Source organism: Nocardia sp. NPDC057440, assembly GCF_042802915.1.
Classification (GTDB): Bacteria; Actinomycetota; Actinomycetes; order Mycobacteriales; family Mycobacteriaceae; genus Nocardia.
In genome coordinates this window covers 21780-48708 of record NZ_JBHVDF010000021.1, presented here as the reverse complement: position 1 = coordinate 48708, position 26929 = coordinate 21780, and the positions used below count along the sequence as shown (strand labels likewise).

The following is a 26929-nucleotide window of genomic DNA, read 5'->3' as shown; positions in this document are numbered from 1 at the left end:
GCTTCTCCTGATCTTGCGTCTTGTTTGTCCGTATTCGACGATAATGATGCGGGCACCCGTCCCAGCGGGGCGGCGTCGGTTGTCTACTCCCCAGAGATAATGATCTGTTCGATATTGCGTTCAGCCAGGGCGCTGATCGTCAACGACGGGTTCACTGTTCCGGTGCTGCCGGGCACGGCCGCCCCGTCCATTACGTATAGGCCACGATAACCGAGCACCCGGCCGTACCTGTCCGTCGCGCGTCCGATCACTGCGCCGCCCAACGGATGTGAGGTGAACGAGGCGTCCCCGCCCACGGTGGGTGGGGCGATGGTCAGGCAGTGGCAGGCGGCCTTATCGTTGATTTCCAGCGCTCGCGCGAGGTAGCCGGCAGCACCGTTCTCTGGCCACTGCAGGTCCACCCGCTCGTTGGTCGGGTTGTAGACGAACCGGCCGCGGGTGTCGTCGAGCACCATGCCCAGCGATGCGAGAGTGCCGATGTCGTACGGAGTCGCACCGGGGATGTACCAATTCTCCAGCGACACAGGTGTGCCCGCCTCGTCCAGAATCCGGCTCGCGGACGGCGTACCCTGCGTACCCAGGTCGAGCGAGCTGAGCGGCCGCGCCAAGCCGACATCGCCGTTGCTGCCCCAGCCTTCGCCGATGTGCTCGTTCAGGTTCGGCAGCGCGCCGGTATCCCGAGCGCGCACCAGCAGTTCGGAGGTGCCGATGGAGCCCGCACCGAGGAAAAGCTTGTCGCAGGTCAGCGTCCGTGTGCGGAGCACTTCGCCGGTAGGTGCGAGTTTGGTGACGGTGACGGTATAACGACCCGACGCTCCCGGTTCCTTGGCGATGGCGTCCACGCGGTGGCCGGGGTAGATACGGGCAGCGCCGGTGTCCTCGGCATAGCGCAGGTAGTTCTGGTTCAGATCGAACTTCGCGCCGTTGGAGTTGCCGAGGTTCGAACAGCCGACCGTCGCCGACGGCGTCGATCGGCCGGCCAGCTCATCGCGCAGGATGTTCCAATTCCACATGCCGTCGATGCGCTGCGGCATGTAGCCGGCCGCGCGGACCTGATCGTCCCAGGCCCGCGCGTGCGCGAACGCGCGGGAATTGTAGATGTCGTCCGGTATCGGGCTCGGCCGCAAGGTATTTCGGACCCTGGGGTAGTAGATGTCGTGCATCTCGCGGTAGTCGACCACGCCGCCGAACACATGGTCGAAGAACCGCTGCTCCGGCTCGATCATCACCCCGGTGAACACCACCGAGCCGCCGCCCACGCATGCTGCGCGCCACACGTCGATGCCTGGGTAATTGGAAACATCGAGGACCCCGCCGAACGGATCGAACGACACAGGGACCCTGGTCACGCCGGTAAAGGTGGTGCGATGCCAGAAGCCGCGGCCATCCGGAATCGAGTCGACGGCGAAGATGTTGCGCCACAGATCATTCGGCCAGCGCGACCCGCGCTCGAGCACCGCGACCTCGGTCCCGGACTGTGCCAGGCGCAGCGCGGTGATCGACGCTCCGAACCCCGATCCGACGACGATCGCGGGCACATGGTCGGCCGGATCGGGCAGCGGCGCGAAGATCTCCGGTACCAGTGTGCGGTACACCGCCGAATTAGGGCTCGGACTGTAATCTTCGGCCAACGCCGGAGTGGGGGCCGTCGTCAGCGTGCTTCCGCCCGCGAACCCCAGCATCGTAGCGGCCAGGCCGACGCCCTTGACGAAACAGCGCCTGTCCATCGTGCCCCGCGCCTGATCCGAACGTCGCTCCATCACATCCCCCTACCTGTTGGTGACCAGGAAACTCAGTGGGTGGCCGGCCATGACGATGATCATCGCGATGCGCATCGTCGAGGGTTGCTGATCCAGGCAAAATCGGTTCTACCAGGCTACCCGCGTGGCGGGACCACGAAGCCGGGTTCGGTGGGTTCGACCACGGTGACCGCCGTAAGCAGCGTCCTCCGGCCTCAGTCGCCACCATCGCCGACGACGGCTAGCCGGGGATTAGCCAACGGTGCGGGGGGTGGCGCTCTACCATGAGGAGATTCCGGCGTGGGAGGTGACAATGTTAGCGCGCGCGTGGATTCGGTGGCTGGTCCTGCACCGCCTCGCACGGTCCTATCTCCTGTGGTCGGCGCGTCGGGGCGATCCCCTCGCAGAGATCCTGGCTGGTCCGGATCGTGGGCTCGGATCGCCACGCTCCATCGAGGAGATCCGGCGTCGGGGCCGGATGCCCACGATATCGAGGATTCGGGTGACCGCTGACCACGAACTGTGTCGGCTCATCCTGCGGGACCGTCGCTTCGGCGTGGTCACGCCCAACAATCGAGCCCTGCCGAAACCGATCCGCTGGGTGCTCACCAAGACGGATCTGGAACTTCCCAACCTCGCGGAACCGCCCTCGATGCTGGTGACCGATCCGCCGGAACACGCACACTACCGACGCCTGGTGGGACAAGCATTCACTCCGAAGGCGATAGCCAAACTGGGGGAGCGGGTTGTCGAAGTAACCGATGACCTGCTCGAACGCCTGAAGTCGACGCCGCGACCGGATCTGATCGACGACTTCTGCGCGCAGTTGCCCATCGCGATCATCGCCGAGATTCTCGGGTTGCCCGCCGACATGCATTCGACCCTGCTGAAGTGGGGGGATACCGGTGCGCCGCTGCTCGACCGAGGCCTGACCTGGACCACATTCCGCCGCGCCGTCGAAGATCTGGCCGAGGGGCAGCGGTACTTCGACCAGCACATCGATGGGCTTACCGCAGAGCCGGGCGACGACGTGCTCAGTATGCTGGTGACCGGTGGCGAGCTCACACGTCGTGAGCAGGTGGCCAACGCGGCCCTGCTGCTGGATGCCGGATTCTTGACGACGGTGAACATGCTCGGCAACGGAATCGCCCTGCTGACAAGCCATCCGGACCAGCTGGAAATGCTGGGGGAGCGGCCCGAGCTTTGGCCGGGCGCGGTCGAGGAAATTCTGCGCTACGACGGTCCCATACGGATAACGGGCCGCATCGCGAGCTGTGATGTCGACATCGCCGATCAGCACGCCAAATCCGGTTCCCTGGTCCTGTTGCTGCTGGCGGGCGCCAATAAGGACCCCACCGTCTTCTCCGATCCCGAACGATTCGATGTGACCAGGGCCAACGCCGCCGAACATCTCTCGTTCAGCAGCGGGGTGCACGGCTGCCTGGGAGCCAGCCTTGCCCGACTGGAAGGCGCCATCGCACTGCGCGCCCTCTTCGAGCGGTATCCGGATCTGCGTCTGGACGGCCCGCCGATCCCGCGTGGCCTGGTGAACCTGAACAGCTACCGCTCGATGCCCGCCAAACTAACTGCCGACTAGCTGTTGCAGATCAGGACGTTGTTGAAGAGCGGGATGGGCGGGCGCACCAAGACTTTCCTGGGGTGGTTGTTCGGAGTGGAGCCGCCGACGAGCCGGGCGGCCGATGGGCGCCCGGCCGGCTTGTCATCGTGTTCGGTTACCTCCACTGGGTGACCCGTCACGCGGCTGGTGCCATGAAGCCGAACATGGCGCCGATCATCCAGCCCACGGCGCATCCGATGATAGCTCCGACCAGGAAGAACCAGATTCCGATCATCACGCCGATCACGCAGCCCATGACTGCACCCATCATGACCGACATCGGTCCCATGGCTTGCTGCACGCCGGGCACCTGGTACGCGACAGCCTCTGGCGTCGGCCCGCCGACCGGTGTCAGGGTCAACTGTGTGCCGGAGCTGTCCAGCCGAGGGGTGATCGCGAGATTCTGTCCGGCCTCCGTGCGCAGTGTCGTCGGGATGGCGCCGACTACCGCACCGTCGTTCGCGAGGACCGTGACCGAGTCGGGCGTGACGACGAAACTGCCGGAGGCGAGGGTCACCAGGGCGCTCGAGTGATCGCCCGCGAAACTCGCCGTGTAGGCGACCGGGCCATCCACGCCGGTGACGTCGACATTCGCCAGCGTCGCCTCTCCATGTGCTGTCGCGGTGGCTATGCTCGTCGCCGCTATGGCCATGAATGCAGTTGCTATCAATTTCTTGATGAACATTTGCGCTCCTGTCGCTGCCGATTCTCTTTACATTCCCCGACGAACGGTCCGGATGGGTATAATGGTGCGTCGTCGAATTGATCGTTGTCGATGAGTACTCGGATACCGAATTTCCAAAATTGTAGTCGTTTTTCATCCCTGGGGATATATATTTGAATCGGAAGTACCGTTGGTATACCGGCCGACGAGGACGCGGCCGGAATTTATCGTTCGGCGACTCTGTGGAGAGGCGACAGCGCGATTAACTAGGTAAGGCCTTCCGCATGGCCGTTACCAACCCTGCTGTGGGCCGAGTTCGCCCGCGACCGACGACACCACTTCTCCTCACCCGTCCATTCGACGGCAAAGGCTCACGATCTGAGACCGTGTCCCACGTCGCTCCTCGCCGAACTCGGCCGTCCATGCCGAGCCCGCCGCCGGCTCGGGATCACGCTGCGGTGAGGCGAGGGAAGAGGGCTTCAGCGCTGCTGTGGTTGATCGCGTCGAGTTGGCCGGGCGAAGCTCTCGTATGTGGTCGACCTGATCGACTCCGCCCACGCGCTCTCGTACGGGCGTGCTGGTGTCGGCTCGGGTACCGCGCCGTGTCTGACCGGCGACGCGACGAAGCCTCTATCTCGGCCTGATCGCGGTGCGGATCCGGGCCACGAGGTCGTTCAGCCGTTGCTGATGTGAACCCTCCCAGTAGATCCGGCCGCAATCCGGGCAGTGCCGGAAGGTGTCGTAGTAGCGGCGGGTGAGTGGTTCGAGCCGATTGATGATGTCCTGCTTGGCGACTGCGGTGACAATGCCGCCGCAACGCAGGCAGCGACTGAACGGTGCCAGCCGGTCGGTCAGGTCGAGCCGGCGGATCACCTCGACGATCTGCTCGAACGGCCGGTCCGAACGCACGAAGACGCCGTGGGTCACGTTGCGTCGTTCGAGAAGTCCGCGGTCGCGGGTGAGCAGGACTCGATGCTCGGCGGCGGCTGTTTCGGCCAGTGCGGCGTCGTCGGCCGTCCACTCGTAGCGGGTGTCGAGTCCCATCAGTCGCATGAGCCGCGCGAGCCCGCCGAGGTTGACGTCGACGACGAAACGTGGATCGCGCAGCGGGCGGGGACGTACCCGGGTCAGCGGTCCTATGTCCAGGGTCTCGAACATCGGGTAGGCGGCGATCCGATCGCCCGGCCGCGGGCGGTGGCCGAAGTCGACGGATTCACCGTTCACCAGCATCAGGTCGACTTCGGGGTGCGGGATGCCGGCGGCCTCGACGAGGTCTTTCACGGTCTGGTGCGGACGGATCGGCCGCAGCTGCGTCGTATACCGCGCCTCCGGGCGCAGGAAGTCGTTCAGTTCGGCGTATACGCGCAGTTCGACACTGGCGGTCATACAACCATTGTCGTCCCGGGCTCGCGGTCCGGCTCAGGTCGGCGCGCGATCCGGTCGCGCTGTTCAGGGGGCGCACCGACGGTCGAATGGGTCGGGTGGGGAGGAACGGCCATAACGGGCCGTCTCGGAAAGGTGCCGCCCCGCAGGGGGATTCGCTGTGCAGCGGGGCGGCTCGGTGGTGTCAGCTGATCTGGGTGCCCGACCAGCCGAAGCTGAAGCTATGTCCCTTCGAGGTGCAGAACAGGGCGCCTCGACCACCGCCGGTGCAGCTGGCGCCGCCGTTGGTGAGGGTGCCCGCGATCGGCGGGCTGCCGGCGCGGCCGTGGGGGCCGGTCAGGCCGAAGGTCGGGTGGGCAGGCAGGAACGGCAGGTCGATCGCGAGATCGGTCACCATGAAGCCGAAAAGGTTGGTGCCGCCGGGGATATCGCAGCCGACGTCACCGTTCGAATGGATGGCGCAGTTCGCGCCTGCATAGCCGAAGTACACGGTGTCGTCGTCCACGGTCTGCGCCGGGGCCGCGCCTGCGACCGCGGCGCCTGTCATGGAGAGTGCGACGGCCGCTACGGCCGCGCCGGCAAAGGTGCGGAGATTCATGCCACGTAATGTAGCCAAAGTTGCGCATGGTTCACCGTCCACTGTCCCTGCCCCCCGATGGACCCCGCGACCGGGGTCGCAAGCGCGTGGGAGTAGTTCGTACCTTTGGTCGGATCTGCTCCCGGAGTTGCGCACCGAGAGCGGCTCGACCTCAGCTGCTACCGCTAGTAACGTGTATCGCAACCCCTAATTTGCTGCGACGGTGCTGTGTATCGGACTCTGGCTCGCTATGTTCGATTTGCTGGTGTATCGGCGCATTTCGATGAGAATCGACGGAGGCGTCCGTAGCGGCCGATGCAGCAGTTATGAGCTGCCCTTCAGCTCGTACCGTCTCGGCGATCACCGCCAGAGGCGGATCTCGGATAGTCGGCGCCGGCGGGTAGCGATTCAGCCGCGGTCCCGGCGGCGCCGACCCAGGAAGGGGCAATGGCATCGGATTCGGATGGCGAGCGTTTCGTCGGCCGATGTGGCACTCCGGTGAGTACTGTTCGAGCAATGGCGATTATCGCGAACATCCTGGTCGGCTTGGTGGCCGTGTTGCACGCGTACATCCTGGTGCTGGAGATGTTTTTGTGGGAGCGGAAGCCGGGGCGGGAGTTGTCCGGGTTCGATGCCGAGATGGCCGAGGCGACTGCGCCGTTGGCTGCCAATCAGGGGCTCTACAACGGGTTCCTGGCGGCGGGGTTGGTGTGGGGGTTGATCGCGGCGGACCCGACGGGTTTCCGGGTGCAGGTGTTCTTCCTGGCGTGCGTGGTGATCGCCGGGGTATATGGCGCGGTCACGGCGAATCCTCGGATCTTGTTCGCGCAGGCGGTGCCCGGGGCTGCTGCGCTGACCGCGGTACTCATCGCGGGCTGACCGGGCCGGGCGTGTATTGCCCGATTCGATCCGATGATCGTCGAAACATGTTGTGCTGGTTCGGATGGTCGTTCAAGGACCGAAGGGATCGGGATGATCACGTCGCGAGTCATGGCCGCGGTTGCGGTTGTGTTCGTCGCGTCAGGTCTGGTCGGGGGAGCTGGGTCGGTGCAGGCTGCGCCGACCGCCTGTGCGGCGGGAAATCCCCTGCGGCCCACCGCGGAATTATTCGCCACCGACAACACCGCGACCATCACCGATCCCGATGATCAGCGGCTGCGCATGCGGCTGGATGGGTTCGAACTCGCGGTCGCCGGGATCGCGGTGCAGAACATCGGCCTTCCGGTGGGCTCCACACTCGTCAGCGGCGTCTTCTGGTCCGAAGAGCGACAGCAGGCGACCTACGAGCGCTCGCGCGAGTTCCACCTGGCCTGTGTCGACGCCGCCGATCTGCGCCGCATCGCCGACCAGGTGCGCACCCGCTTCCGCCAGGAATCGGTGCTGACCTTCCAGCACTTGGCGCCCGGCGCACCGGAAATCGACGCGTTCACCATCGAGGTTGCCGGTGTCGATATACACCGATTCCGCGACGCCTTGGTCGCCGACCCGACCGCTCGGGACCGCCTCGTCGGCGGCTCCCTCACCGACCGAGGCGCCCTGATCCTGGTAGCCGACCTCGCCGACCTGACCCTCACCCGGCAATTCGTCACCAGCATCGGCGGCACCTGGACCCCCGACTCCCTCCAGTACGGCGACCGCGAATTCGTCGCCTGACATCCTTTGTGGCGAACGGGACTTGGCCGAGGCAAACGGCGAATGACCGCACAGCCGGGGTTCTGTTCGCCCAACCGGGGTCGCGGGAGTGGTGTTGACATCTGGGGTGGGAGCTGTTGGCATGTGGGCGAAGGGACTCGGTCGGGAGTCGGAGTTCGATGGGTTCGCGCCTGTCGCCCTGGCCGATTCGGTTGGCGCCAGCGGGGCGACCGGCATGTCGAAAGGCTTTGCAGGACATGATTTTCAGGCGTCAGAAGTGGATCGCCCCGGCGCGGGCGGGGATGGTGGGGGTCATGCTCGCCGTGGCGCTCACGATGGCAGTGGCGCCGGTGGGGGCCGCCCCTGGCAGCGGTTCGGCCGCGCCGGTCGTGTCCGCGGGGACGGTGATCGAACCGGCGATCGACTGCCTGCCGAACAGTGCCCGGCCGAATCCGGTGATAGTGCTGCCGGGTGCGGACGGCGGCACAGCGGACACCGCGGCGCAATGGGGGCCGATGGTTTCGGCGCTGCGCAACGAGGGGGCCTGCGCGCTGGTGTTCCAAGGCGGAATCGTCGACGGAAAGCGGTGGGCGGGCGACATGCCGAGCGCGGCTCGGCAGCTCGCGCAGTTCGTCGCGAAGGTCAAGGCGACGACGGGGGCGGCCAAGGTCGATATCGTCGCGCACTCGGCGGGCACGTTCGTCGCGAACTACTTCGTCAAGGTGCTCGGGGGCGCCGCGGATGTGCCGAATATGGTGCTGCTGACTCCGGAGGCCCGTGGTTGCGACGGCGTCGGTTTCCTTGCGCAGTACGGCTTGAAAGACTTGCCGATTACGCCGGTGCAACTCGTGACCGCCTTGCCGTTCCTGGTGCCGGTGCTGTCGACGCTGATGCCGAGCATGGCCAACGCGCTGCAGCTGACTCCGGCCTCCGAGGTCTACAAGGCCGTCATGGACGGACCGCTGGTGCAGCCGGGCGTTCGGTATTCGGTGCTGGCGACGAAGAACGACGGGGTCGCGACACCGCCTGGAGTGTGCTCGTTCATCACCGAGCCGGGTGTCGACAACGTCTTCTACGAGGACCTGTTCCCCGGAAGCCCCGCCGTCGACCACTCGACTCTCCGGTCGAGCCCGGACACCGCGAAATGGGTTGTCGAGCAGCTTTACTCGTAATCGCACGGCACGGGCGGGCGGTCACTACTGGCGGGAGAATCGGTGGGCACGGCGCTCGTCAAGGGACAGAACGGGCCGCTCGCGGTGGCGACGGTCGTGGTATCGGTTCGGGTCGCCGCGGCGGCCGACGTCTCGGGGCTGCTGGTGACGGAGTCCGGCCGGGTGCGCTCCGACGCGGACTTCGTGTTCTTCAATCAGCCGAGTGCGCCCGGCGTCGAGTTGCGGGCGGGAACGCCTGCGTCGCTGGTGGTTTCCTTCGCGGATGTGCCCGGGGACATCACGCAGATCCGGGCGGTGATCACCCTGGACGATCCGACGGCGAACTTCGGGCACAGTGCGCCGCCGATTGCCGTCGTCGGTGACGCTGCCGGAAACGCGTTGTACGAGTACGTGATCGATGGTCTCGGCGCCGAGTCGGTGGTCATCGCACTCGAGTTGTACCGGCGCAGTGGCGAATGGAAGGTTCGTGCCGTCGGGCAGGGCTATGCGGGTGGGTTCGCGGCCTTGGTCATCGACCACGGCGTCAGCGTGGACGACGAACCGTCCGCGGCGGCGATTGGTCCGCCTGCGCTCGACGTGCAGTCCGCACCCGATGCGACACGTGCGCCTGCGGTCTCCAGCAGAGCGGGCAATGGCGCCGTGGTGCCATCGCGGATCGTGTCCGCACCCCCGATGCACCCCGGAGCTGCGACGCCGGCGGCCCTCGACGTGCGCACCGTGCCCGGTGAGGCCAAGCTGTCGTTCGAGAAGCGCGGGCAGCTGGACATGCGCAAACGAGAAGTGGCGAAGGTGTTGATCACCAAGAACGCCTTCGGGGTTCGCGCGCGCGTGGTGCTGGTCATCGACAAGACCGGCAGCATGGTTCGGCAGTATCGCCAACAGGTGGTGCACCGGGTGGTGCAGCGGATGATTCCGGTGGCGACGCAGCTCGATGCGGACGGGACGCTCGAGGCATACCTCTATGCGTTGTCGTTCGCGAAGCTGCCGGACATCACGGTCGAACACAGCGAGCAGTGGGCGCAGACGTTCCTGCATCTGTCCGGAACACACGCCGGAATCGACTACAACGCGATGGGTGGCCGTAACGACGAGTTGCCGATCATGCGCGACATCATCTCGTCGCTGCGTTCCGGCGATCCGCCGACGCTGGTGCTGTTCTTCACCGACGGCGGCTTCGCCAAGAAACGCGAGATCGCGGCACTCATGCGGGAAGCGTCTCGCCTGCCTGCCTTTTGGCAGTTCGTCGGCCTCGGTAAGGCCAACTACGGTCTGCTGCGTTCGCTCGACGAGATGTCCGACCGGCTTGTCGACAACGCCGGCTTCTTCGCGCTGGACGACATCGACACAGTGGACGACGCTCAGTTGTACGGACGGCTGCTCAGCGAATTCCCGGACTGGCTCCGCGCGGCGAAAGCCGCGGGAGTCCTGCACTGATTCGCCTGCGCAGCCGCTACCCGCTGGCGGCGCGGCCGTGCGTCAGCCGATCACCGCGTTCATGATGGTGCCCGCGCTGGTGGCGACGACACCACCGATCATGGCTCCGGCCACCATCTTCGGTGATTCCAGGCCGCCGCCTGACCACTTCTCCCAGGCGAATCGACCGCCCGCGTAGATGATGGCGCAGACACCGGCCAGGAGTACGAACCAGGTCATGTAGCGGACCAGTTGGAGGAACTTGTCCGAGATGGGCGGGGCTTCTGGGGTCGGATTGCCGATCTGTGCCCAGGTGTCGTAAACGGCGGCCAGGATCATCGTGGTGCTGCTCATTCTGGATGTGGGACAGGATGGATTTCGCTCACAGGGATGGTATCGGTTAATCCGCAGTGGCGCAGGCACGCCGAGGCAATAGTGCGATGCGCGACACCTTGCGATAGTCGATGCCGGTGGGATGATGAGAAGCGCGTGTGTGGTCGAACAGTGGCCGCCGCGAGCCGGTGATCTCGCCGATGGGGGTGATGCTGCCACTGTGGGGGCTGTTCCTCGAGTGAGGCGAATTCGCCGGTGTCCGAACAACTGTCGACCGGAGGAGCAGACGTGAGCACCATCCTGATGTCGGTGGCAGACACTTTTACCACACTGGCTCAGATCGGTAACCCGACCCCGGAAGCGCCGCCCCTCTCGGACAAGATCATGCAGTTCGTGCGGTACATAACCTGGTTCGCCACCCTCTCCGGGGTCCTCAGCATCATTTACGCCGGTGGCCACTTCGCCTGGGAGAAGTGGTCCGGCGGCGGCCTGCAGTCGCCGAAGATGGTAGCGGGGGCCATGATCGGTGGTGTTGTCGCCACGAGTGCGGGCACCATCATGAACGCCGTCATCGGCGCCTGAAGCCGGGCATCCGGTCAGCAACCGCAGGCTGCTCGGCGGTGGCGCGCTCCGGTCGGGCGGCATCCGCGCCTTCGCTCGGCCCGGCGCGGCGGTCGGCGGACGTTGTCCCACAGCACCATTAGGCTTGTCGGTGATGAGCGTGATGGAGTCCGATCGCAGCTACGGCGGCCTGCCGGTGGCGCAGCGTCGAGCGCAGCGCCGCGCGCGATTCGCGGAGGCGGCGTTGACGGTCTTCGCCGAAAGGACCTACGCGAAGAGCTCGGTCACCGATATCTGCGCTGTTGCGGGACTGTCGCGCAGGCAGTTCTACGAGGAGTACGCGAGCCGCGAGGAACTGCTGGTCGCCGTGTACGACGACATCCAGCAGGACGCGCGCACCGCGGTACGCGCGGCGGTCGCGTCGGTGGGATCGGCGGATCTGTCCGCGATCATCGTCGCGGCGGTGACCGCCTATGTGTCCGCCATGGCGACCGATACTCGGCGGTCCAAGCTGGCCTTCGTGGAGATCGTGGGGGTCGGCGCCGAGGTCGAGGCGCATCGGCTGCTGGTGCGCCAGGAGTGGGGTGAGGTGCTGGCCGAGCTGGCGGGCGCCGCGGCGGTGCCGCCCGGCGGCCGGCGGATGGCGACCACCGCCTTCATCGGCGCGGTCAATGCCACCGTTCATCAATGGAGCCTGGACGATCCACGTCCGCCGATTGCCGATCTGGTCGAGGTTCTGACAGCCATGCTGCTCGCACTGATGGCCCGCATGCCGGACGCCGCGCGCTAAAACCGCAGGTCTGGCAAATATGTGGCTATACTTCCGCCTGGATCTCTCGAAGGTGTCCGGCTCGATCGGAGAGTAGGGAGAAAGACCATGGTCGACGAGCGTTCACTCGCGCAGCTCTCGCGCCGGACCATGTTCGGCGTGGCCGCCGCGACCGTGGCGAGTGCCAGCCTCGCGGCCTGCGGTACGTCGGAGAAGAGCTCCTCGACCAGCGAGAATCTCCCGCCGGAAGATCCGAAGGCGATCGCCACGGATGCCTATATCTTCGGCTACCCCCTGGTGCTGATGGATGTGACCAGGGTCGCGGCCGAGAAGATCACCCCGACGAACACCTTCCAGCATGCCGCCGGGCTGCCGACGTCGGACCGCCGCGATGCGGTTCGACCGAATCTGGACACGCTGTACTCCGCCGCATGGCTCGATGTGTCCACCGAGCCCATGGTGCTGCAGGTGCCTGCGATCGAGCCCGGCCGATACTGGCTGATACAGCTGCTGGACGCCTGGACCAATACCGTGCACAACCCGAGTAGCGTTCGACCACAGGTGAAGCCGGATGCGCCCGCGCCGCCCTACATCTATGCCGTCACCGGGCCGCAGTGGACCGGGAGCCTGCCCGAGGGCGTGACGCAGTTGTCCATGCCGACGCCGACGGTGTGGTTGATCAGCCGGATTCAGGTCAACGGCATCGACGACGCCCCTGCCGTGCAGGCCATTCAGCAGCAACTGAAGGTCATCCCGCTCGCCGACTGGGTCGCGGGCAAAGCCGCGCCCGCATCCGCGACGACGCCGACGCGGGACTCAGCGGATCCACCGTCGAAACAGGTTGTCGAGATGGACGCGAGCACTTTCTTCAAGCGGCTGTGCGCGGTGATGGTGGTGAATCCGCCGCGGCCCGAAGATCAGCTCGCGATGAACCGCTTCGCGGCCATCGGGATTCGGCCGGGAGGCAGCGTCACCGGTATTTCTGACGAGGATCTGACTGCCGCCGCGGACCGGGCGAAGCAAGTGATCCCCGCAAACGCCGACCCGAGCGCGGTGAACCAGAACGGGTGGGTGTTCGACCGCGAGATCGGCACGTACGGCACCAACTACCCGTTGCGCGCCAACGTCGCATGGCACGGCTTGGGCGCCAACCTGCCCGAGGACGCGATCTATCCGACCCTCTTCGGCAGCGCCGACCTCAACGGCGTGCCCGCGAACTTCCGGCTCCACTTCCCGCCGGGTGGGCTGCCGCCGGTCGAAGCGTTCTGGTCGCTGACCGCCTACGGCGTGGACGGTTTCCTGGTGCCCAACCCGGCGAACATCTATTCGATCGGCCATCAGGTGCCGGTCGTCCTCAACACCGACGGTTCACTGGATCTCGCGATCCAGCACCCCGATCCCGGTCCGCGGGTGCCCACCGGGAATTGGCTGCCGATACCGGAGTCGGGGCAGTTCTCGCTGACGATGCGTCTATACGTGCCGAAAGCTGTTGCGCTCGATGGACAGTGGAAGCCGCCCGTGCTGAACGTGGCGCCGTAGGAATGGCGATTGGCTGCCGGGCTGCCGTCTTCTCGGTCCTCGCCACGGGGACGCTGCTTGCGCTCGCGGCGCCCGGCGCTGCCGCCGATTTCCCCGGTGCGCAGGTGCGCGGCCCCGCGGGAGAGTCCTTCGGCGCTGCCGCGGCCGTGACCGACGCGGTCGGTGTCGCAGCCGAAGTACTCCGCGGCATACCGGACGCCGCCGACCCCGGTGCGGTCCCGTCGCGCACCGCGATCTCGTTCCGGTCGATAGTCCCCGGCATCGAGTGGGGTACGGCCAACGAGCACGAGATCCGCACCGGGCTGTCGATGGTGAAGCTCTACATGGTCGACTACGCGCTGCGACGCGGTGACGGCTCGCCGTCGGATCGGACGCTCGCCGAGCGCATGATCCGTGATTCGGACGACGGCGCGGCCGAGTTGATGGCAGCCAAGTATCCGCAGGCGATCGACGCCGTCGCCGCGGAATACCGGCTCACCGCGACCAGGGCAGGCGCCAATTGGGGCATGTCGTACACCAGCACCGCGGACCTGGCCACCTTCTTGCACACCAAGCAGCGCACCGATCCCGAATCGCCGATCTTCGGCTGGATGGCGGCGGCCGACGCCACGGCCTCCGATGGCACCGCCCAGGATTGGGGCACCGGCAGGTTGCCCGGCGTCATCGGAACCAAGTGGGGCTGGTCGGATTCCGGTCCGCAGGAGGTGGCCTCGGCCTCATTCGGGCAGGGTTTCGCCGTGGCCGCCCACACCCGCGGCACCCCGGACGAACAGACCGCCGATGTCACCGGTGCGCTGACACAGATGATGATCGATCTGATAGCCCGGAGGATCCCGCGGGGCTAACGGTTCAGTCGTCGCCCTCCCAGGTCCATCGGGGCACCTCTCGAATCGGGTGCAGTTCCTCGTCGGTCTCGGCGTGCGAGTTCTGTTGTGCCACTTGCGCACCGAACTCGGCATGCGAGCGCACGGCGGCAAGGAAGGCCTCGTTGTCGAGCAGGCCCGCTTCCTCGAACGCCTCGATGTACAGTTCGGCGAACCGCTGGCGCTGCTCATCGGTGATCGCTAGGCCGCGGTGCACGGCGATGATGTAGTCGAATCCCAATTGTTCGGTGAAACGGGCTGGGCCACCGAAGGATTCGGCAGTGAACCAGGTGAGGTGGTCGACGTGGCCGGGGACCCGTTCGGTGAACTGGGTTTTCAGCACAGGATCGGCGAGGACCTTCTCGTAGAACGCCGCTTCGACGCGGTGCAATGCCTCGTCGCCGCCGGCGTGCTCGTACAGGCTGGTCATGGTGAGAGCCTCCGAAAGGAGCATCGAGCGAATCTATTACCCCCATTACAAGCCTTGGCGGCGGTCGCCGTGCGCTGTTCGGGCGAACTGTCAGGGTTTTCCTGGGTACGGCCAAAGAAAAGTAAACAGGTTTTAGTAAACACTGTTCACAAGAGGGTATGCTGTGGTTCTATCTCCTATGGAACGTGTTCCACACATCGTTGTGAGGTCTGCAGCCCAGACCGCTAGGAGATAGCCGTGACCACGCCTTCGATTCCCGCAGGATTCGACTTCACCGACCCTGACCTGCTCGCCAGCCGTTTGCCGATCCAGGAATTCGCCGAGCTGCGCCGCACCGCCCCGGTGTGGTGGTGCGCCCAGTCCGACCGGTCCAGCGGCTTCGACGACGGCGGCTACTGGGTGGTGTCCAAGCTCGACCACATCAAGGAGATCTCGAAGAATCCGGAGGTGTTCTCCTCGCATGAGAACACGGCGATCATCCGGTTCAACGAGGAGACCACTCGCGAGCAGATCGACATGCTCGGCAACATGCTGATGCTGAACCTCGATCCGCCGCAGCACACCAAGATCCGCCGCATCATCTCCAAAGGCTTCACCCCACGCGCGGTCGAGAGCCTGCGCGCCGCACTCACCGAGCGGGCCGCCAAGATCGTGCACGACGCCAAGAAGTCCGGCCGCGGTGACTTCGTCGAGCAGATCGCGTGCGAGCTGCCGCTACAGGCCATCGCCGAGCTCATCGGCGTCCCCCAGGACGACCGTAAGAAGCTCTTCGACTGGACCAACCAGATGATCTCCTACGACGATCCGGAGTTCGACGGCAACCATCACACCGCCACCGCCGAAGTCATGGGCTATGCCTGGAACATGGCCGAAGAGCGGCGCAGGTGCCCGGCCGACGATATTGTCACCCAGCTGATCAGTGCCGATATCAACGGTGAGAACCTGGGCTCCGACGAGTTCGCGTTCTTCGTCATCTTGCTTTCGGTGGCGGGGAACGAGACCACCCGTAACTCGATCACCCACGGCATGAAGGCATTCGTCGACAATCCGGACCAGTGGGAGCTCTACAAGCAGCAGCGGCCCCGCACCGCGCCCGACGAGATCGTGCGCTGGGCCACCCCCGTGACCGCGTTCCAACGTACCGCGACGCGGGACACCGCGATCGGCGGCCAGGAGATCAAGAAGGGGCAGCGGGTCGGATTGTTCTACGGCTCGGCCAATTTCGACGAGGACGGGTTCGAGGATCCGTTCACCTTCGACGTGCTGCGCAACCCGAACCCGCACGTCGGCTTCGGTGGCACCGGCACCCATTACTGCGTCGGCGCGAATCTGGCCAGGTTGGAGATCGACCTGATGTTCAACGCCATCGCCGACGTGATGCCGAACCTGCGCCAGGTGTCCGACCCGGTGCGGCTGCGCTCGGGCTGGCTCAACGGCATCAAGCGCTGGGAAGTCGAATACGCTTGAATCTCAGTATGAGTAAACCGCGCGGCCGTGCGCCGGTGGTCTCCGACGGAGACATCCGGCGGGTGGCCCGTGCGCTGCTGGTCGAGCAGGGGCCGGAGGCGGTCACGTTGCGGGCGATCGCCCGGGAACTCGGGATCACCGCTCCTGCCCTGTACCGCTACTACCGGTCGCTCGATGATCTGCTGGAGAGCCTGCGCCTGGAGTTCTGCGCGGATCTCGCGGCCGAACTGTCGGCCGAGATCGACACCCTGCCCGATGACGGCGCGGTGCAATTCGTCGCCATCTGCAAGGGTTTCCGACGCTGGGCGCTGGCGCACACCAGGGAGTTCACCCTGGTGTTCGCCTCGCCCGGCGCCGGCCGCTCGGGTGTGATGCGGCGCTTCGACGAACCGTTCGGCCGCATTTTCCTGGCCGCCGCGGGCCGCCTGCTCGCGACCTACGACGTCGTGACGCCGCCGACCGATGTGATTCCGGGGGACCTGCGCGAGGATCTCGTCGGCTTCCAGACCGAGCTGCTCGCCGCGATGTCGGAGGCAGGCCAGAAGTTCCCTGCCGAAAAGCTGGACCTCGGGGTGACCTATCTGATGATTCAGATCTGGGCCCGCCTCTACGGCCATGTCACCCTCGAAGTCTTCGGCAATTACCCGATCCCGCTGTCCCACCCCGAGATCCTTTTCGACACGATGCTGGCAGAGCTGGGGCGGGCCGCCGGATTCATCGCGGACTAGGCAATTGCCGGGCAGCGCGGCCCTCGGCGCCGGTCGGTTGCCGGGTGTGTGTGCCCGCGGCGGTCAGATGCGGGCGCCCTTGGTGCGGTTGCATGCGCGGCACAGGATTTGGAGGTTCGACGCGCTTGTCGCACCGCCGCGGCTGAGCGGAATGATGTGGTCGAACTCGAGGTAGTGGCCGTCGCCGCATTCGACGCACTTGCCGCCGTCACGTTGCCACACTTCGGCTTTGACCTCCTGCGGGATGCTGCGGGTGTCGCGTTGGCCCGGGGTCAGGATCAGTCGTTTGGCCACCCGCAGCGCACCTTCCAAAGCCGCGGCGACGTAGTCGGGATCGGCGACTTCGAAGGTCGCGCCGCCGCGTGCCGAGGTGGCGGCGAGCACCACCGCGTTCTGTTCGCGGTGCACGGAAACGACTCGCGCCCAGGGCAGTTCGATGCCGGTGTCCGCCCCGACGAAGCGGAGTTTCTTATTGCTGCCGATCAGTCGGCCGTCGGTGAGTTTCGGACCGCGCGCCAACTGCCGGACATGGATCGCGGGCAGATCGAGGTGCACCTTCTCCTCGGGATCGAGGTGTAGTCCCGGAGTGCGGATCATCGGCAGGTCGCCCGCCCGCAGCCGAGACAGGGTGCGGCCGCGGTGCATTCGCCTGCGCAGGTCTTCGATCAGCGGCCCACTCAGCGCCAGCTCCGCGATGGCATGCTCGAAGGCCTCGAACTCGGCCGGCTCCACCTCGCCGTCAGCGAAGGCGAAGGTGACCAGCCGCTCCACATAGCTGAGTGCGCCATCGCGCAGGGCCTCACGCCCCGCGCCCTCGTCGATGCGCTGATATCGCAGCGACGCCCACAACGCGGCCCAGTCGTCGCCGCGTGGCCCCGACGCCGTGAGCACCCGCCAGGCCTGGGTGTGCCAGTGGGTGAGGAATTCCTCGATCTCGAGCGCACAGGCCTGGCACGGCGCGAGACCGCCGAAGAGTTTGCGGCGCAGCGGGTTGGCGCACCGAGCACAGTCGCGGGGACCGAGTTGCCTGCGCGGGTGGGTGGCCCCGGTCCATTCGTTCCCGTCCCACCAGCGCATCCGAGCGGAGTCTTCCGGGTCCGGATGCCAGTCTGCGCGTTGCGGATTCGGGGGCGGCGGTGACGCTTGTTCGACCGATCCGCGGTGGCGCTCGAGGTCGACCGGCCGGGATGCCGCCGTTGCTCGACTTCCGTCCGGTGGGTCGCTCGACCGGTCGGCGCTTGTGGGTAGTCCTGCGTCATCGAAGGAATCGGCGCGCGCGGGCATTCCGGCATCCTGCGCGTGGTCGATGGATCGGGACGCACGCTCGGACGCGCGAGTCCGGTCGAGCGGAGCCACCGATCGGGGAGCGGTCGCCGCCGACCGGTTCCCGCCGGAGGCGCCCACGAGTCGGGATGTGGTCGGAGGGTGTGTCCTGCCGAACGGGTTCGCGGCTCGGGCGGCGGGCGGGCGCGCCGGGGTCCGCTCGGCCGGATCGTCGACGCTGACGCCGAATTCGGTGACGAGCCCCGCCAACCCACTCGACCACCCCTGTCCGATGGCACGGAACCGCCACTGACCGTCCCGTCGGTAGAACTCGCCGAACATCATCGCGGCCACCGAGTCGGTGTCGGTGACTTCGAACTGCGTCACCGGGCCGTCGGCGGCATGGACGGTGAGCGTCAAACCGGTGATGTCGCCGAAAGTGCCTCCGTCGACCGAGCCCGCGATGACGATTCGCTGCACGTCGGTTTCGGTGCGCGGCAACGAGACGCTCAGCCGGGCCGTGCCCGGCGCGGGTTCCTGGTCGAGTGTCACCGCCTGCGAGACATGCCGTGGCGCGTTGAAGAACACGAGATCGCGATCGGTCCGTACCGAGCCCGAGTCGCTCAGCAACAGCGCATGCGCATCGACGACATGATCCGACCGCCATGAAACAACCACGGCAAGAAGGGATGTCGGTACCGGTGCGTTGGCGCCTTTGCTGAGTTTCATCGTGCTGGAACTATGCCACGCGGGTCCGACACGCCGAATTCGGCGAGGTCGACGCTCGGCGGTGCGCGACGCGGCGGAGTCGACGAAGGCAAGCCGGGCATGCGTCGCCCGATCCGCAAGGATTCACCCGTGGAGCGCTGGCAGTACTCGGATACAGCGCAGGCCTTGTCCGAAATCGGTCACAGACTGACCGGTACGGCTTCCGTTCGATCGGCTGTCCGGTACGGCACAGTGGAGTCATGAGCACCCCAAAAGGGTCAGGCCGTAAAACGACGACTTCTAAAGCGCCGGGTCCGCGTGTGCCGAGTGCGGGCGACATCCTGGCCGCTGCTCAGTCGGCGGCGGCCGCGGCCCAGTCGGCGGCGGGCGCGGCGCTGGACGCGGCGCAGCTGACGGCGGGGCAGGCATTCGACGCCGCGGTGCGGCTGCCACCGGCGTCGGCACAGTTGGCGGCTCAATTGCCCGACCTGATCGAGAATCTCTCGACCGCGGTCGACCGACTCAACTCCACCATCGACCGCCTCGACCGCACCCTGGCACTCGCGGATCCGGCATTCGCGGCCTACGACCGGCTGTTGCCGAGGCTCGAGGCGATGATCGGGCTCGGCGAAGACCTCTTCACCGCGCTGTCCCGGTTGCCGGGCGTCTCGATCCTCGGCCGATTCGCCGGTCGCGCTCCGGAGCCGCCGGTCGAGCCCGAACCACCACGAACACGCGGCCGAAAGAAGTAACCGGGCCGGGCCGTTCTCGTGGCCATCCGGGTGACAGGCAGGTCGTCAGCATGCGTCAACTGTCGGCGTGCACGCCCGCAATAGGTGCCCGCAACCGGTGCGGAGCCCCAGACGGGGCGGCCGATAGGACATCGCGCGGATTCGAGCCGGAAGCCGATGCCGGTTATCGCGCGGCCCGGTAGGTGGCGGCCGCCTTCAGGAGCGTTTCGTGGTACTCGTCCTCGGGGTCGGAGTCGAGGACGATGGCGCCGCCCGCGCCGATGCGCCACAGACCGTTGTGGCGCACGGCGGTGCGGATGACGATATTGAGGTCGGCGGTGCCTGCCAGGCCGAGGAAGCCGATGGTTCCCGAGTAGACGCCGCGCGCTTCGGTTTCCAGTTCGTCGATGATTTCCATGGTGCGCTTCTTGGGCGCGCCGGTCATCGAGCCGCCGGGGAAACAGGCGCGCAGGCAGTCGACCGCATCGACGTTCGGGCGCAGCGTGCCGCGGACGGTCGAGACCAGTTGGTGCATGGTCGAATACGTCTCGGTGGCCATCAGCTTCGGGACGTGCACGCTGCCGATCTGGCACACCCGGCCGAGGTCGTTGCGCAGCAGGTCGACGATCATCAGGTTCTCGGCGCGGGTCTTGGGGCTGTCGGCCAGCTCGCGGCGCAGCCGCTCGTCCTCGGCCGGAGTACTGCCGCGGGGCGCGGTGCCTTTGATCGGCTTGCTCTCCACGGTGCGTGCCCGATCGACCTTGAGGAAGCGTTCCGGTGAGGAGCACGCGATTTCGAGGTCGTCGAAGCGCAGGTATGCGGCGTAGGGCGCGGGATTGCAGCGGCGAAGGCGGCGGTAGAAGTCGAGACCGTCGGATTCGGCGGCGGCGAAGGTCGCATTGTCGGTGAGGCAGATTTCGTAGGATTCGCCTGCGTGCAGCCGGTCCTGGCAGACGGCGATGTCGGCCAGGTAGCGGTCGCGGCCCCTGGTGAACAGCGGCGCCACGGCGGCGGTGTCGGAGAACGCTTCGAGCGTCGGTGGATTCGCCCATGTGGGCAGGGATTCCAGGATCTCATGGGTATCGCGCAGCCAGTCCGCGCTCGCGCGCAGCGCCTCGGGCACGGGATCGGTGAGCGCGACCACGTGGGTGCGCCCACCCACGTGGTCGACGACCACCATCCGATCGGCGAAGATCCACTGCGCGTCCGGCGTCGGTGCCCGGTGCGCCGCCTCGGCTCCGCACTCGGCCTTCACCTCGTAACCGAGGTACCCGACATAGCCGCCTGCGAAATCGAAAGGCAGATCGGGAAGTTCGACAAATCTCCGGCGGGTCTCGGCGGCGAGATAATCGAGGATCGTGCCGGGGACACGGCGTCGGCTCCCATCGGAGGACTCGACGGTGACCGCGCCCTCGCCGACCCGATAGCGAACCACCTCGGCCAGCGGGCCGCCCGCATCGCCGAGGAAGGAAAACCGGTCGAGGCCGGGTTCGACGTGCTCGCTGTCGAGCCAGAATGCGGTCGGCGAGTCGGCATACAGCCGGAGGAAGGCGGCCTCGGCATCGATGGCTCGTTCGATGACGCTGTGTTCGATCTGCCGAGGGCGCACGGGTTCGCCGTAGCCGAGCCGGGCCCCCCGCTCGGTCGCGGGCGCGAACCGCGTGGTTGCCCGGATGAATCCCGTTGTGCCGGAAGCGTGTTGCTCGCGCACCCTGGTGATGGATCCGGATTGTCCGATGATCGAGGGCCGCCCGGTTCCCGATCTGCCTGTCACGAACCGGTGCACATGTGGTGCCACCGGTTGGGCCGCGGTGAGTTCGGCGAAGTTTCGCAGCAGCGCCGCGCCGTGTTCGCCGGCTATCGATTCGGGATGGAACTGCACGCCCCACTGCGGTCTACTGCGGTGACGGACGCCCATGATCACCCCGTCGGCGGCGACCGCCGTGATTTCCAGGCTGTCGGGGAGCGGACGCTGGGCGCACAGCGAGTGGTAGCGCACGGCGGTGAAGCCGCCGGGGAGTCCGGCGAACAGGTCGCTGCCGTCGTGCTCGATGTGGTCGAGATAGCCGTGCCGGGCCACGGGCGCGCCCGTGACCACGCCGCCTGCCGCGACCACGATCCCTTGGTGCCCGAGACATACACCGAGCAAGGGCAGCTCCGTCTCGCGGATCACTGCTGCCGAGATGCCGACATCGCGGGCGACGTCGGGCCGGCCGGGGCCTGGGGAGATGACAATGTTGTCGAAACGGGCGAGATCCAGCCGCGTGAGATCGTCGACCTCGTCGTTGCGCACCACCGTCGGTTCTACGCCGTTCACTTCGCTGATCAGCTGATACAGGTTATAGGTGAACGAGTCGTAATTGTCGATCAACAACGTGTGCATGGTGTCTGGAACCCTACGCGCAGCCCGGAACGGCTAACTGTTGTCAACTGCCTTCAGTTGGAGTGAACCGATGAGGCACAATGTCGGACATGTCTGTTGCGCAGCCGGTCGACGTGGATCGTGACGTTGTCGACTTCACCGTGGTCGGGAAGTGGATGGATGAGCAGGGCCTGCCTGGTGGTGAGTTCGAGGGGGTGACATCGCTCGGCGGCGGGACGCAGAACATCATGCTGCGCTTCGCCAGGGGCGGCCGGGACTACGTATTGCGCCGCGGCCCCAAGCATCTGCGTGCCAAGAGCAATGAGGTGATCCGGCGCGAGGCGAGGCTGCTCGGGGCGCTCGACGGCGCCGATGTGCGCGCGCCGCGAGTGATCGCCGCCTGCCCCGACGAAACGGTCCTCGGCGCCGTCTTCTATCTGATGGAGCCGATCACCGGATTCAATCCGCAGAACGAGCTGCCCGAGTTGCACGCGGGCGATCCGGAGATTCGGCGGCAGATGGGTCTGTCTGCGGTGGAGGCGATCGCACGGCTCGGGGCGCTGGACTATCAGGCGCTCGGACTCGCCGACTACGGCAAACCCGATGGCTTCCTGGAACGGCAGGTGCCGCGCTGGCTCGGTGAACTCGAGTCCTATTCGTCCAACGAGGGTTACCCGGGCCCGGCGATCCCGGGTGTGCGGCAGGTCGGCGAGTGGCTCGATCGCAATCGGCCCGCGCGGTGGACGCCCGGCATCCTGCACGGCGACTGCCATTTGGCGAACATGATGTTCTCCTTCGATGGCCCCGAGGTGGCGGCGATGGTGGACTGGGAGATGTCCACCATCGGCGATCCGCTGCTCGACCTCGGCTGGCAGATCGCCACCCGTCCGGTGCCGGGCACCGCGGGTGCGGCGCTGGTCGGCAAGCTCGGCGCGGTCGGCGGGCTGCCGACCCCGGAGGAGATGATCGCGCACTACGGCAAGTTCTCCGACCGTGATCTCAGCGTGGTCCCGTGGTACACCGTGCTGGCCTGCTTCAAGCTCGGCATCGTGCTGGAAGGCACCCATGCTCGCGCTTTCGCGGGCAAAGCGCCCAAGCAGGTCGGCGATTTCCTGCATGCCATCACCCTCGAGCTCTTCGAGCGTGCGCAAAGCTTGATGGAGTAGTCCGGCCAGTGGATGGCGGCTGTCTGTGTATCCGGGGTCGCCCTTCGTTCGGATCTCCATGCCGTTGGTTGTCGGAATATCGCGCACATGTGGCTGTATTTATGTGGCTGATGATATTCGGCCAACAATAGGCTGGGTCGCATGCCAATCGTGCCTGACGTGAAGAACTGGACCTGGGTCCTCGAGCGGTCCTGTCCCGAATGTGGATTCGACGCCGCGGCGACGCCGTACGAAACGGTCCCGGGGCTGGCTCGGGAGTATGCCGGTCGGTTGGCGGCGAGATTGACGTTGCCGGACGCGCTCACACGTCCGGACGAGGGGACGTGGTCGGCGCTGGAGTACGCCGCCCATGTGCGCGATGTGTGCCGAATCTTCGCCTATCGGACCGCGGTCGCGGCCCGCGGCGAGGCGGTCGACCCCCGAGTGCCCGCCTTCGATGCGCGGGGGATCGATGCCGCGGCTGCCGCCGACGGGGTGCCGGTGTTCTCGAACTGGGACCAGGACGAAACGGCGATCGCCGACGGATACGGCGAGCAGGACCCGGCCACCGTGGCCGCCGAGCTGACCGAGGCTGCCGACGGGGTGGCGCGCGCGCTCGAATCGGTGCCCGTTGCCGACCGTGGATTCCAGGTGCGGCGCAGCGACGGCTCGACCTTCACCGTGGAGACGCTCGCCGGCTATTTCGTGCACGACGTGATTCATCATGTGCACGACGTGCGCGGCTGAAATCGGGCAGGATCTGAAGCGAGCAGGGCAGGGGGCGACGGGAATTGGAACCTGTTCGAGTGTTCGGCTGATCCGCGCCGACGAATTTTCGACCCGGTACTAGAACGCGTTACAGTTTTCTCGTAGTGTGGGTGCAGTCACATAGAAGCCCGTGCATGCGAGAGGTCTACACGAATGAAGACGAAAGGCGCGATCCTGTGGGGGATCGACCAGCCGTGGTCGGTGGAGGAGATCGAGGTCGGTGACCCGGTCGCCGGTGAGGTCCAGATCCGGATGGAAACCGCCGGAATGTGCCACTCGGACCACCACATCGTGACCGGTGCGACCCCGATGCCCGGCTACCCCGTGATGGGCGGCCACGAAGGCGCGGGCGTGATCACCAAGCTCGGGCCCAACTGCCCCGCCGACCTGGAGGTCGGCGACCACGTGATCCTGTCGTTCATCCCGGCCTGCGGCCGCTGTCCGGCGTGCGTGAGCGGCAATATGGCGCTGTGCGACCTGGGCGCCGGGCTGCTGATGGGTCAGGCGATCAGCGACGGCACCTATCGCATCCAGGCGCGCGGTGAGAATGTCATCCCGATGTGCCTGCTCGGCACCTTCGCGCCGTACATGACGGTGCACCACACCTCGGTGGTGAAGATCGACCCGACCATCCCGTTCGAGGTCGCCTGCCTCGTCGGCTGCGGCGTGCCGACCGGCTTCGGGTCCTCCACGCATGTCGCCGAGGTCAAGCCGGGCGAGACCGTGGTGATCGCAGGCATCGGCGGTGTCGGCATGAGCGCCCTGCAGGGCGCGGTGCTCGCCGGCGCCTCCAAAGTCGTTGCGATCGACCCGAACCCGTGGAAGCGGGAGCAGGCGCAGAAGTTCGGCGCCACGCACACCTACGAGAGCATGGCCGCCGCGATCATGCCGCTGATCGAGGCCACCGAGGGCCGGATGGCGCAGAAGGTCATCCTCACCATGGGGGAAATGCACGGCGACTACGTCGAAGAGGGCCTGATCCTGACGGCCAAGGCGGGCACCCTTGTGATCACCTCGATGGGCCGCATGGACGCGGGTGACGTCAAGATGAACACCTTCCTGCTGTCCATGCTGCAGAAGACGGTGAAGGGCTGCATCTTCGGCGGCGGCAACGCCCGCCAGGACGCGCCGCACCTGCTGTCGCTGTACAAGGCGGGCCAGCTCAACCTGGACGACATGGTGACCCGCAGCTACTCCCTGGAGGAGATCAACCAGGGCTACCAGGACATGCTGGACGGCAAGAACATTCGCGGCATCATCAAGTACACCGAGGCCGACTGGTAACAGTCGCGGCGGTCACCGCTCGGCGAGCATGGCGGCGATTCGTGCGACGAGGTCGTACGGAATCGGCTCGCCGAGCGGGAATTTCACTGTGCCCTTGCCGGCCCGGTACGGCGCGATCTCGAGTTCGAACGCGGCATCGCCGTCCGGGATCGGATACAGGCTGACGTGCTTTTTCCAGCCCGCGAAATGAACGACGTTGTGGCCGTTGCGCTGGAAGGTCGGGATGTCGTAGGCGATCGCCTCTGTCGCGTCTGGCAGCACCCCGGTGATGGTGCGCCGGATTTCCGTGAGGACCGCTGCGACATCCTCGGGGAACGACTTGATGTAGGCGTCGATATTCGCTGGTTTCGCTGCCACGAGCTCCTCGATTCCGTGCGGGGTTCCCGATGGATAGATTCGGCGAGCTTGTCGAGCAGCATCAGTCTAATTCCGCGCGGTGCGCCACCCGCGCAGCGGCGGCGAGTAGCGCGCGGCGAGATATGGTCAGGCGTAAGAGCGCAGCAGCGCCGCGCGCAGATTGCGGCTGCGGACGTCGTCGAGTACCGCGAGACCGAGGCGGTTCATCGAGTAGCCGAAGCCGAGACCGGTTACCGGATCGGCGAATCCGAACGAGCCGCCGAGACCGGTTGTGCCGTAGGCGCGCTTGTCGGAGCCGAAGCTGAACGAGCCGCGCGACTTGCGGAAACCGAGGTGGTAGCGACTCTTGGTGTGCAGCACCAGATCCTCGGCGGGCACATCATCGGCCGTGTTCGCGGCGGCGAGACTGTCGAGCACGTTGTTGTCGATCGGCAGCGCTCCGGTGCGGCCTGCGGCGGCGCCGTACGCCATGGCCAGCGACCTGGCATTGCCGACACCGTTGGAGCCGGGCATCTCGACCTCGAGGAACTCACGCCGAGCCGCCCTCGCCGGCGCGCCCACCCGCGGATTGTTCAGCGCCGCATAGGAAAACCCGCGCTTGGCGAATAATTCGGCGCCGATCCGCACGGGGATGTCGCGCTCGTAGCGCAGGATGTCCAGGCCCTCGGTAGCGGCGAGGGCCGCGATGCGATCCATGCTCTGCTCGGCGGGCAGGCCGATGAAGAAGTCGAGTCCGAGCGGTTTCGCGATCTCCTCGGCGAAGAACCGGCCCAGCGAGCGGCGCGCGGGATCCACGCGGCGCACCAGTTCGCCTTGATAGAGGCCGAGGGTGATGGCGTGATAACCGTGCTGGGTGCCGGGGCGCCATGCGGGTTTCTGCGCGGCGAGAATGGTGGCCAGTCCGTCGAGGTCGGCGAGTTGAGGGAGACGGACCACGGTGTCCAGGCCGGACAGGCCCGCCTGATGGTCGATCAGCTGCCGGACGGTGACCGTGTCCTTGCCGTTGACGGCGAACTCCGGCCAGTATGTCGCGACCCGCTCCTCGTAATCGAGCAGGCCACGCGACACCAACGTCGCGATGACGAATCCGGCCATGCCCTTTGTCGAGGAGAACACCGGGACGATAGTGTCCCGCTCCCACGGCAGCGTCCGGCGCCGGTCACGATGACCCGCCCACAGGTCTACGACCGGGCGTTCGCCCGCGTAGACGGCTACCGCGGCGCCGATTTCGCCGTGCTGGGAGAAGTTGCGGCGAAATGCGTCGGCGACGGGTCCGAAACCGGACTCCACCTCGCCGTGGATAGTGGGCTGTGCGCTCATGGTTCGTAGATGGTACTGGCGGTACCGGAGTCTGTCGGTGTCGGTCGGTACGGACCCGGTCGAGTATCCGGCGACGTTTCCGTCGCGGAATCGGTGGCAGTGT

The 26929-nt window shown here is 66.4% G+C and carries 25 protein-coding genes; 15 read left to right on the top strand and 10 right to left on the bottom strand.

The features are described from left to right. Nucleotides 1–83 precede the first annotated feature (83 nt). Nucleotides 84–1760, bottom strand: a complete 1677-nt coding sequence (locus ACFU4Z_RS31840; protein WP_379070557.1) for a GMC oxidoreductase — start codon at nucleotides 1758–1760, stop codon at nucleotides 84–86. A gap of 481 nt (nucleotides 1761–2241) precedes the next feature. Between ACFU4Z_RS31840 and ACFU4Z_RS31835 the strand changes: the two genes are divergently transcribed. Beyond that, nucleotides 2242–3336, top strand: coding sequence for a cytochrome P450 (locus ACFU4Z_RS31835; protein ID WP_379070554.1), 1095 nt, complete (start codon nucleotides 2242–2244; stop codon nucleotides 3334–3336). Nucleotides 3337–3493: 157 nt separating this feature from the next. Here ACFU4Z_RS31835 and ACFU4Z_RS31830 read toward each other — a convergent pair whose 3' ends face one another. The 3 genes from ACFU4Z_RS31830 to ACFU4Z_RS31820 form a co-directional block, all read right to left on the bottom strand. After that, entirely contained in the window at nucleotides 3494–4042 is a 549-nt protein-coding gene (locus ACFU4Z_RS31830; RefSeq protein WP_379070552.1) for a hypothetical protein, read from the bottom strand. Nucleotides 4043–4651: 609 nt separating this feature from the next. Beyond that, a complete protein-coding gene (locus tag ACFU4Z_RS31825; protein ID WP_379070549.1) occupies nucleotides 4652–5407 on the bottom strand; it encodes a Mut7-C RNAse domain-containing protein in 756 nt (251 codons plus the stop codon). Between the two features lie 181 nt (nucleotides 5408–5588). Next, on the bottom strand, nucleotides 5589–6002 hold the full coding sequence (locus tag ACFU4Z_RS31820) for a hypothetical protein (protein WP_379070546.1): 414 nt from the start codon (nucleotides 6000–6002) through the stop codon (nucleotides 5589–5591). A 495-nt stretch (nucleotides 6003–6497) separates the two neighbouring features. On the opposite strand from ACFU4Z_RS31820, the gene ACFU4Z_RS31815 reads away from it, so the two are divergent. The 4 genes from ACFU4Z_RS31815 to ACFU4Z_RS31800 all read left to right on the top strand — a co-directional run bounded on the left by ACFU4Z_RS31815 (nucleotide 6498) and on the right by ACFU4Z_RS31800 (nucleotide 10219). Beyond that, nucleotides 6498–6860 carry a DUF1304 domain-containing protein gene (locus ACFU4Z_RS31815; RefSeq protein ID WP_379070543.1) on the top strand — a complete coding sequence of 121 codons (363 nt, stop codon included), beginning with the start codon at nucleotides 6498–6500 and terminating at the stop codon, nucleotides 6858–6860. A 93-nt stretch (nucleotides 6861–6953) separates the two neighbouring features. Continuing rightward, nucleotides 6954–7634, top strand: coding sequence for a hypothetical protein (locus ACFU4Z_RS31810; RefSeq protein ID WP_379070540.1), 681 nt, complete (start codon nucleotides 6954–6956; stop codon nucleotides 7632–7634). Nucleotides 7635–7870: 236 nt separating this feature from the next. Further along, nucleotides 7871–8785 (top strand): esterase/lipase family protein, encoded by a 915-nt coding sequence (locus ACFU4Z_RS31805; RefSeq protein ID WP_379070537.1) that lies wholly within the window; start codon nucleotides 7871–7873, stop codon nucleotides 8783–8785. A gap of 42 nt (nucleotides 8786–8827) precedes the next feature. Further along, nucleotides 8828–10219, top strand: coding sequence for a VWA domain-containing protein (locus tag ACFU4Z_RS31800; RefSeq protein WP_379070534.1), 1392 nt, complete (start codon nucleotides 8828–8830; stop codon nucleotides 10217–10219). 42 nt (nucleotides 10220–10261) lie between these two features. On the opposite strand, the gene ACFU4Z_RS31795 is transcribed toward ACFU4Z_RS31800, so the two are convergent. Further along, nucleotides 10262–10537, bottom strand: coding sequence for a hypothetical protein (locus tag ACFU4Z_RS31795; RefSeq protein WP_366527918.1), 276 nt, complete (start codon nucleotides 10535–10537; stop codon nucleotides 10262–10264). A 282-nt stretch (nucleotides 10538–10819) separates the two neighbouring features. Here ACFU4Z_RS31795 and ACFU4Z_RS31790 point away from each other — a divergent pair, with 282 nt between their 5' ends. The 4 genes from ACFU4Z_RS31790 (at nucleotide 10820) to ACFU4Z_RS31775 (ending at nucleotide 14245) form a co-directional block, all read left to right on the top strand. Continuing rightward, nucleotides 10820–11113: a hypothetical protein gene (locus ACFU4Z_RS31790; RefSeq protein ID WP_379070532.1), complete on the top strand. Its 294-nt coding sequence runs from the start codon at nucleotides 10820–10822 to the stop codon at nucleotides 11111–11113. A 133-nt stretch (nucleotides 11114–11246) separates the two neighbouring features. Further along, nucleotides 11247–11882 carry a TetR/AcrR family transcriptional regulator gene (locus ACFU4Z_RS31785; protein WP_379070529.1) on the top strand — a complete coding sequence of 212 codons (636 nt, stop codon included), beginning with the start codon at nucleotides 11247–11249 and terminating at the stop codon, nucleotides 11880–11882. Nucleotides 11883–11969: 87 nt separating this feature from the next. Further along, entirely contained in the window at nucleotides 11970–13400 is a 1431-nt protein-coding gene (locus ACFU4Z_RS31780; RefSeq protein ID WP_379070526.1) for a DUF1254 domain-containing protein, read from the top strand. 2 nt (nucleotides 13401–13402) lie between these two features. After that, nucleotides 13403–14245 carry a hypothetical protein gene (locus ACFU4Z_RS31775; RefSeq protein ID WP_379070523.1) on the top strand — a complete coding sequence of 281 codons (843 nt, stop codon included), beginning with the start codon at nucleotides 13403–13405 and terminating at the stop codon, nucleotides 14243–14245. Nucleotides 14246–14249: 4 nt separating this feature from the next. Here the strand turns inward: ACFU4Z_RS31775 and ACFU4Z_RS31770 are convergent, their stop codons facing one another. Next, nucleotides 14250–14717, bottom strand: coding sequence for a hypothetical protein (locus ACFU4Z_RS31770; protein ID WP_379070520.1), 468 nt, complete (start codon nucleotides 14715–14717; stop codon nucleotides 14250–14252). Nucleotides 14718–14930: 213 nt separating this feature from the next. On the opposite strand from ACFU4Z_RS31770, the gene ACFU4Z_RS31765 reads away from it, so the two are divergent. Continuing rightward, nucleotides 14931–16160 (top strand): cytochrome P450, encoded by a 1230-nt coding sequence (locus tag ACFU4Z_RS31765; protein WP_379070517.1) that lies wholly within the window; start codon nucleotides 14931–14933, stop codon nucleotides 16158–16160. An 8-nt stretch (nucleotides 16161–16168) separates the two neighbouring features. Next, a complete protein-coding gene (locus tag ACFU4Z_RS31760) occupies nucleotides 16169–16888 on the top strand; it encodes a TetR/AcrR family transcriptional regulator (RefSeq protein ID WP_379070512.1) in 720 nt (239 codons plus the stop codon). A 63-nt stretch (nucleotides 16889–16951) separates the two neighbouring features. Here ACFU4Z_RS31760 and ACFU4Z_RS31755 read toward each other — a convergent pair whose 3' ends face one another. After that, a complete protein-coding gene (locus tag ACFU4Z_RS31755; protein ID WP_379070509.1) occupies nucleotides 16952–18880 on the bottom strand; it encodes a TerD family protein in 1929 nt (642 codons plus the stop codon). Nucleotides 18881–19119: 239 nt separating this feature from the next. On the opposite strand from ACFU4Z_RS31755, the gene ACFU4Z_RS31750 reads away from it, so the two are divergent. Next, nucleotides 19120–19611, top strand: coding sequence for a hypothetical protein (locus ACFU4Z_RS31750; protein WP_379070506.1), 492 nt, complete (start codon nucleotides 19120–19122; stop codon nucleotides 19609–19611). A 163-nt stretch (nucleotides 19612–19774) separates the two neighbouring features. Here the strand turns inward: ACFU4Z_RS31750 and pabB are convergent, their stop codons facing one another. Further along, nucleotides 19775–21973, bottom strand: a complete 2199-nt coding sequence (gene pabB, locus ACFU4Z_RS31745; protein WP_379070503.1) for an aminodeoxychorismate synthase component I — start codon at nucleotides 21971–21973, stop codon at nucleotides 19775–19777. A gap of 89 nt (nucleotides 21974–22062) precedes the next feature. Between pabB and ACFU4Z_RS31740 the strand changes: the two genes are divergently transcribed. The 3 genes from ACFU4Z_RS31740 to ACFU4Z_RS31730 all read left to right on the top strand — a co-directional run bounded on the left by ACFU4Z_RS31740 (nucleotide 22063) and on the right by ACFU4Z_RS31730 (nucleotide 25149). Beyond that, complete coding sequence (locus ACFU4Z_RS31740; protein WP_379070500.1) at nucleotides 22063–23118, top strand: phosphotransferase family protein; 1056 nt, start codon at nucleotides 22063–22065, stop codon at nucleotides 23116–23118. Nucleotides 23119–23259: 141 nt separating this feature from the next. Then, nucleotides 23260–23844 carry a DinB family protein gene (locus tag ACFU4Z_RS31735; RefSeq protein ID WP_379070497.1) on the top strand — a complete coding sequence of 195 codons (585 nt, stop codon included), beginning with the start codon at nucleotides 23260–23262 and terminating at the stop codon, nucleotides 23842–23844. A gap of 174 nt (nucleotides 23845–24018) precedes the next feature. Beyond that, nucleotides 24019–25149 carry an NDMA-dependent alcohol dehydrogenase gene (locus tag ACFU4Z_RS31730; RefSeq protein WP_379070494.1) on the top strand — a complete coding sequence of 377 codons (1131 nt, stop codon included), beginning with the start codon at nucleotides 24019–24021 and terminating at the stop codon, nucleotides 25147–25149. Nucleotides 25150–25161: 12 nt separating this feature from the next. Here the strand turns inward: ACFU4Z_RS31730 and ACFU4Z_RS31725 are convergent, their stop codons facing one another. Both ACFU4Z_RS31725 and ACFU4Z_RS31720 read right to left on the bottom strand, forming a co-directional pair. Further along, nucleotides 25162–25506, bottom strand: coding sequence for an iron chaperone (locus tag ACFU4Z_RS31725; RefSeq protein ID WP_379070491.1), 345 nt, complete (start codon nucleotides 25504–25506; stop codon nucleotides 25162–25164). 126 nt (nucleotides 25507–25632) lie between these two features. Beyond that, complete coding sequence (locus tag ACFU4Z_RS31720) at nucleotides 25633–26826, bottom strand: serine hydrolase domain-containing protein (RefSeq protein ID WP_379070488.1); 1194 nt, start codon at nucleotides 26824–26826, stop codon at nucleotides 25633–25635. Nucleotides 26827–26929: the final 103 nt, after the last annotated feature.

Coding starts and splice junctions, on each gene's coding strand:
- ACFU4Z_RS31810 (WP_379070540.1), top strand. CDS start 6,954: ATGATCACGTCGCGAGTCATGGCCGCGGTTGCGGTTGTGTTCGTCGCG.
- ACFU4Z_RS31830 (WP_379070552.1), bottom strand. CDS start 4,042: ATGTTCATCAAGAAATTGATAGCAACTGCATTCATGGCCATAGCGGCG.
- ACFU4Z_RS31770 (WP_379070520.1), bottom strand. CDS start 14,717: ATGCTCCTTTCGGAGGCTCTCACCATGACCAGCCTGTACGAGCACGCC.
- pabB (WP_379070503.1), bottom strand. CDS start 21,973: ATGCACACGTTGTTGATCGACAATTACGACTCGTTCACCTATAACCTG.
- ACFU4Z_RS31775 (WP_379070523.1), top strand. CDS start 13,403: ATGGCGATTGGCTGCCGGGCTGCCGTCTTCTCGGTCCTCGCCACGGGG.
- ACFU4Z_RS31720 (WP_379070488.1), bottom strand. CDS start 26,826: ATGAGCGCACAGCCCACTATCCACGGCGAGGTGGAGTCCGGTTTCGGA.
- ACFU4Z_RS31740 (WP_379070500.1), top strand. CDS start 22,063: ATGTCTGTTGCGCAGCCGGTCGACGTGGATCGTGACGTTGTCGACTTC.
- ACFU4Z_RS31840 (WP_379070557.1), bottom strand. CDS start 1,760: ATGGAGCGACGTTCGGATCAGGCGCGGGGCACGATGGACAGGCGCTGT.
- ACFU4Z_RS31780 (WP_379070526.1), top strand. CDS start 11,970: ATGGTCGACGAGCGTTCACTCGCGCAGCTCTCGCGCCGGACCATGTTC.
- ACFU4Z_RS31820 (WP_379070546.1), bottom strand. CDS start 6,002: ATGAATCTCCGCACCTTTGCCGGCGCGGCCGTAGCGGCCGTCGCACTC.
- ACFU4Z_RS31795 (WP_366527918.1), bottom strand. CDS start 10,537: ATGATCCTGGCCGCCGTTTACGACACCTGGGCACAGATCGGCAATCCG.
- ACFU4Z_RS31805 (WP_379070537.1), top strand. CDS start 7,871: ATGATTTTCAGGCGTCAGAAGTGGATCGCCCCGGCGCGGGCGGGGATG.
- ACFU4Z_RS31825 (WP_379070549.1), bottom strand. CDS start 5,407: ATGACCGCCAGTGTCGAACTGCGCGTATACGCCGAACTGAACGACTTC.
- ACFU4Z_RS31730 (WP_379070494.1), top strand. CDS start 24,019: ATGAAGACGAAAGGCGCGATCCTGTGGGGGATCGACCAGCCGTGGTCG.
- ACFU4Z_RS31815 (WP_379070543.1), top strand. CDS start 6,498: ATGGCGATTATCGCGAACATCCTGGTCGGCTTGGTGGCCGTGTTGCAC.
- ACFU4Z_RS31750 (WP_379070506.1), top strand. CDS start 19,120: ATGAGCACCCCAAAAGGGTCAGGCCGTAAAACGACGACTTCTAAAGCG.
- ACFU4Z_RS31755 (WP_379070509.1), bottom strand. CDS start 18,880: ATGAAACTCAGCAAAGGCGCCAACGCACCGGTACCGACATCCCTTCTT.
- ACFU4Z_RS31735 (WP_379070497.1), top strand. CDS start 23,260: ATGCCAATCGTGCCTGACGTGAAGAACTGGACCTGGGTCCTCGAGCGG.
- ACFU4Z_RS31760 (WP_379070512.1), top strand. CDS start 16,169: ATGAGTAAACCGCGCGGCCGTGCGCCGGTGGTCTCCGACGGAGACATC.
- ACFU4Z_RS31785 (WP_379070529.1), top strand. CDS start 11,247: ATGAGCGTGATGGAGTCCGATCGCAGCTACGGCGGCCTGCCGGTGGCG.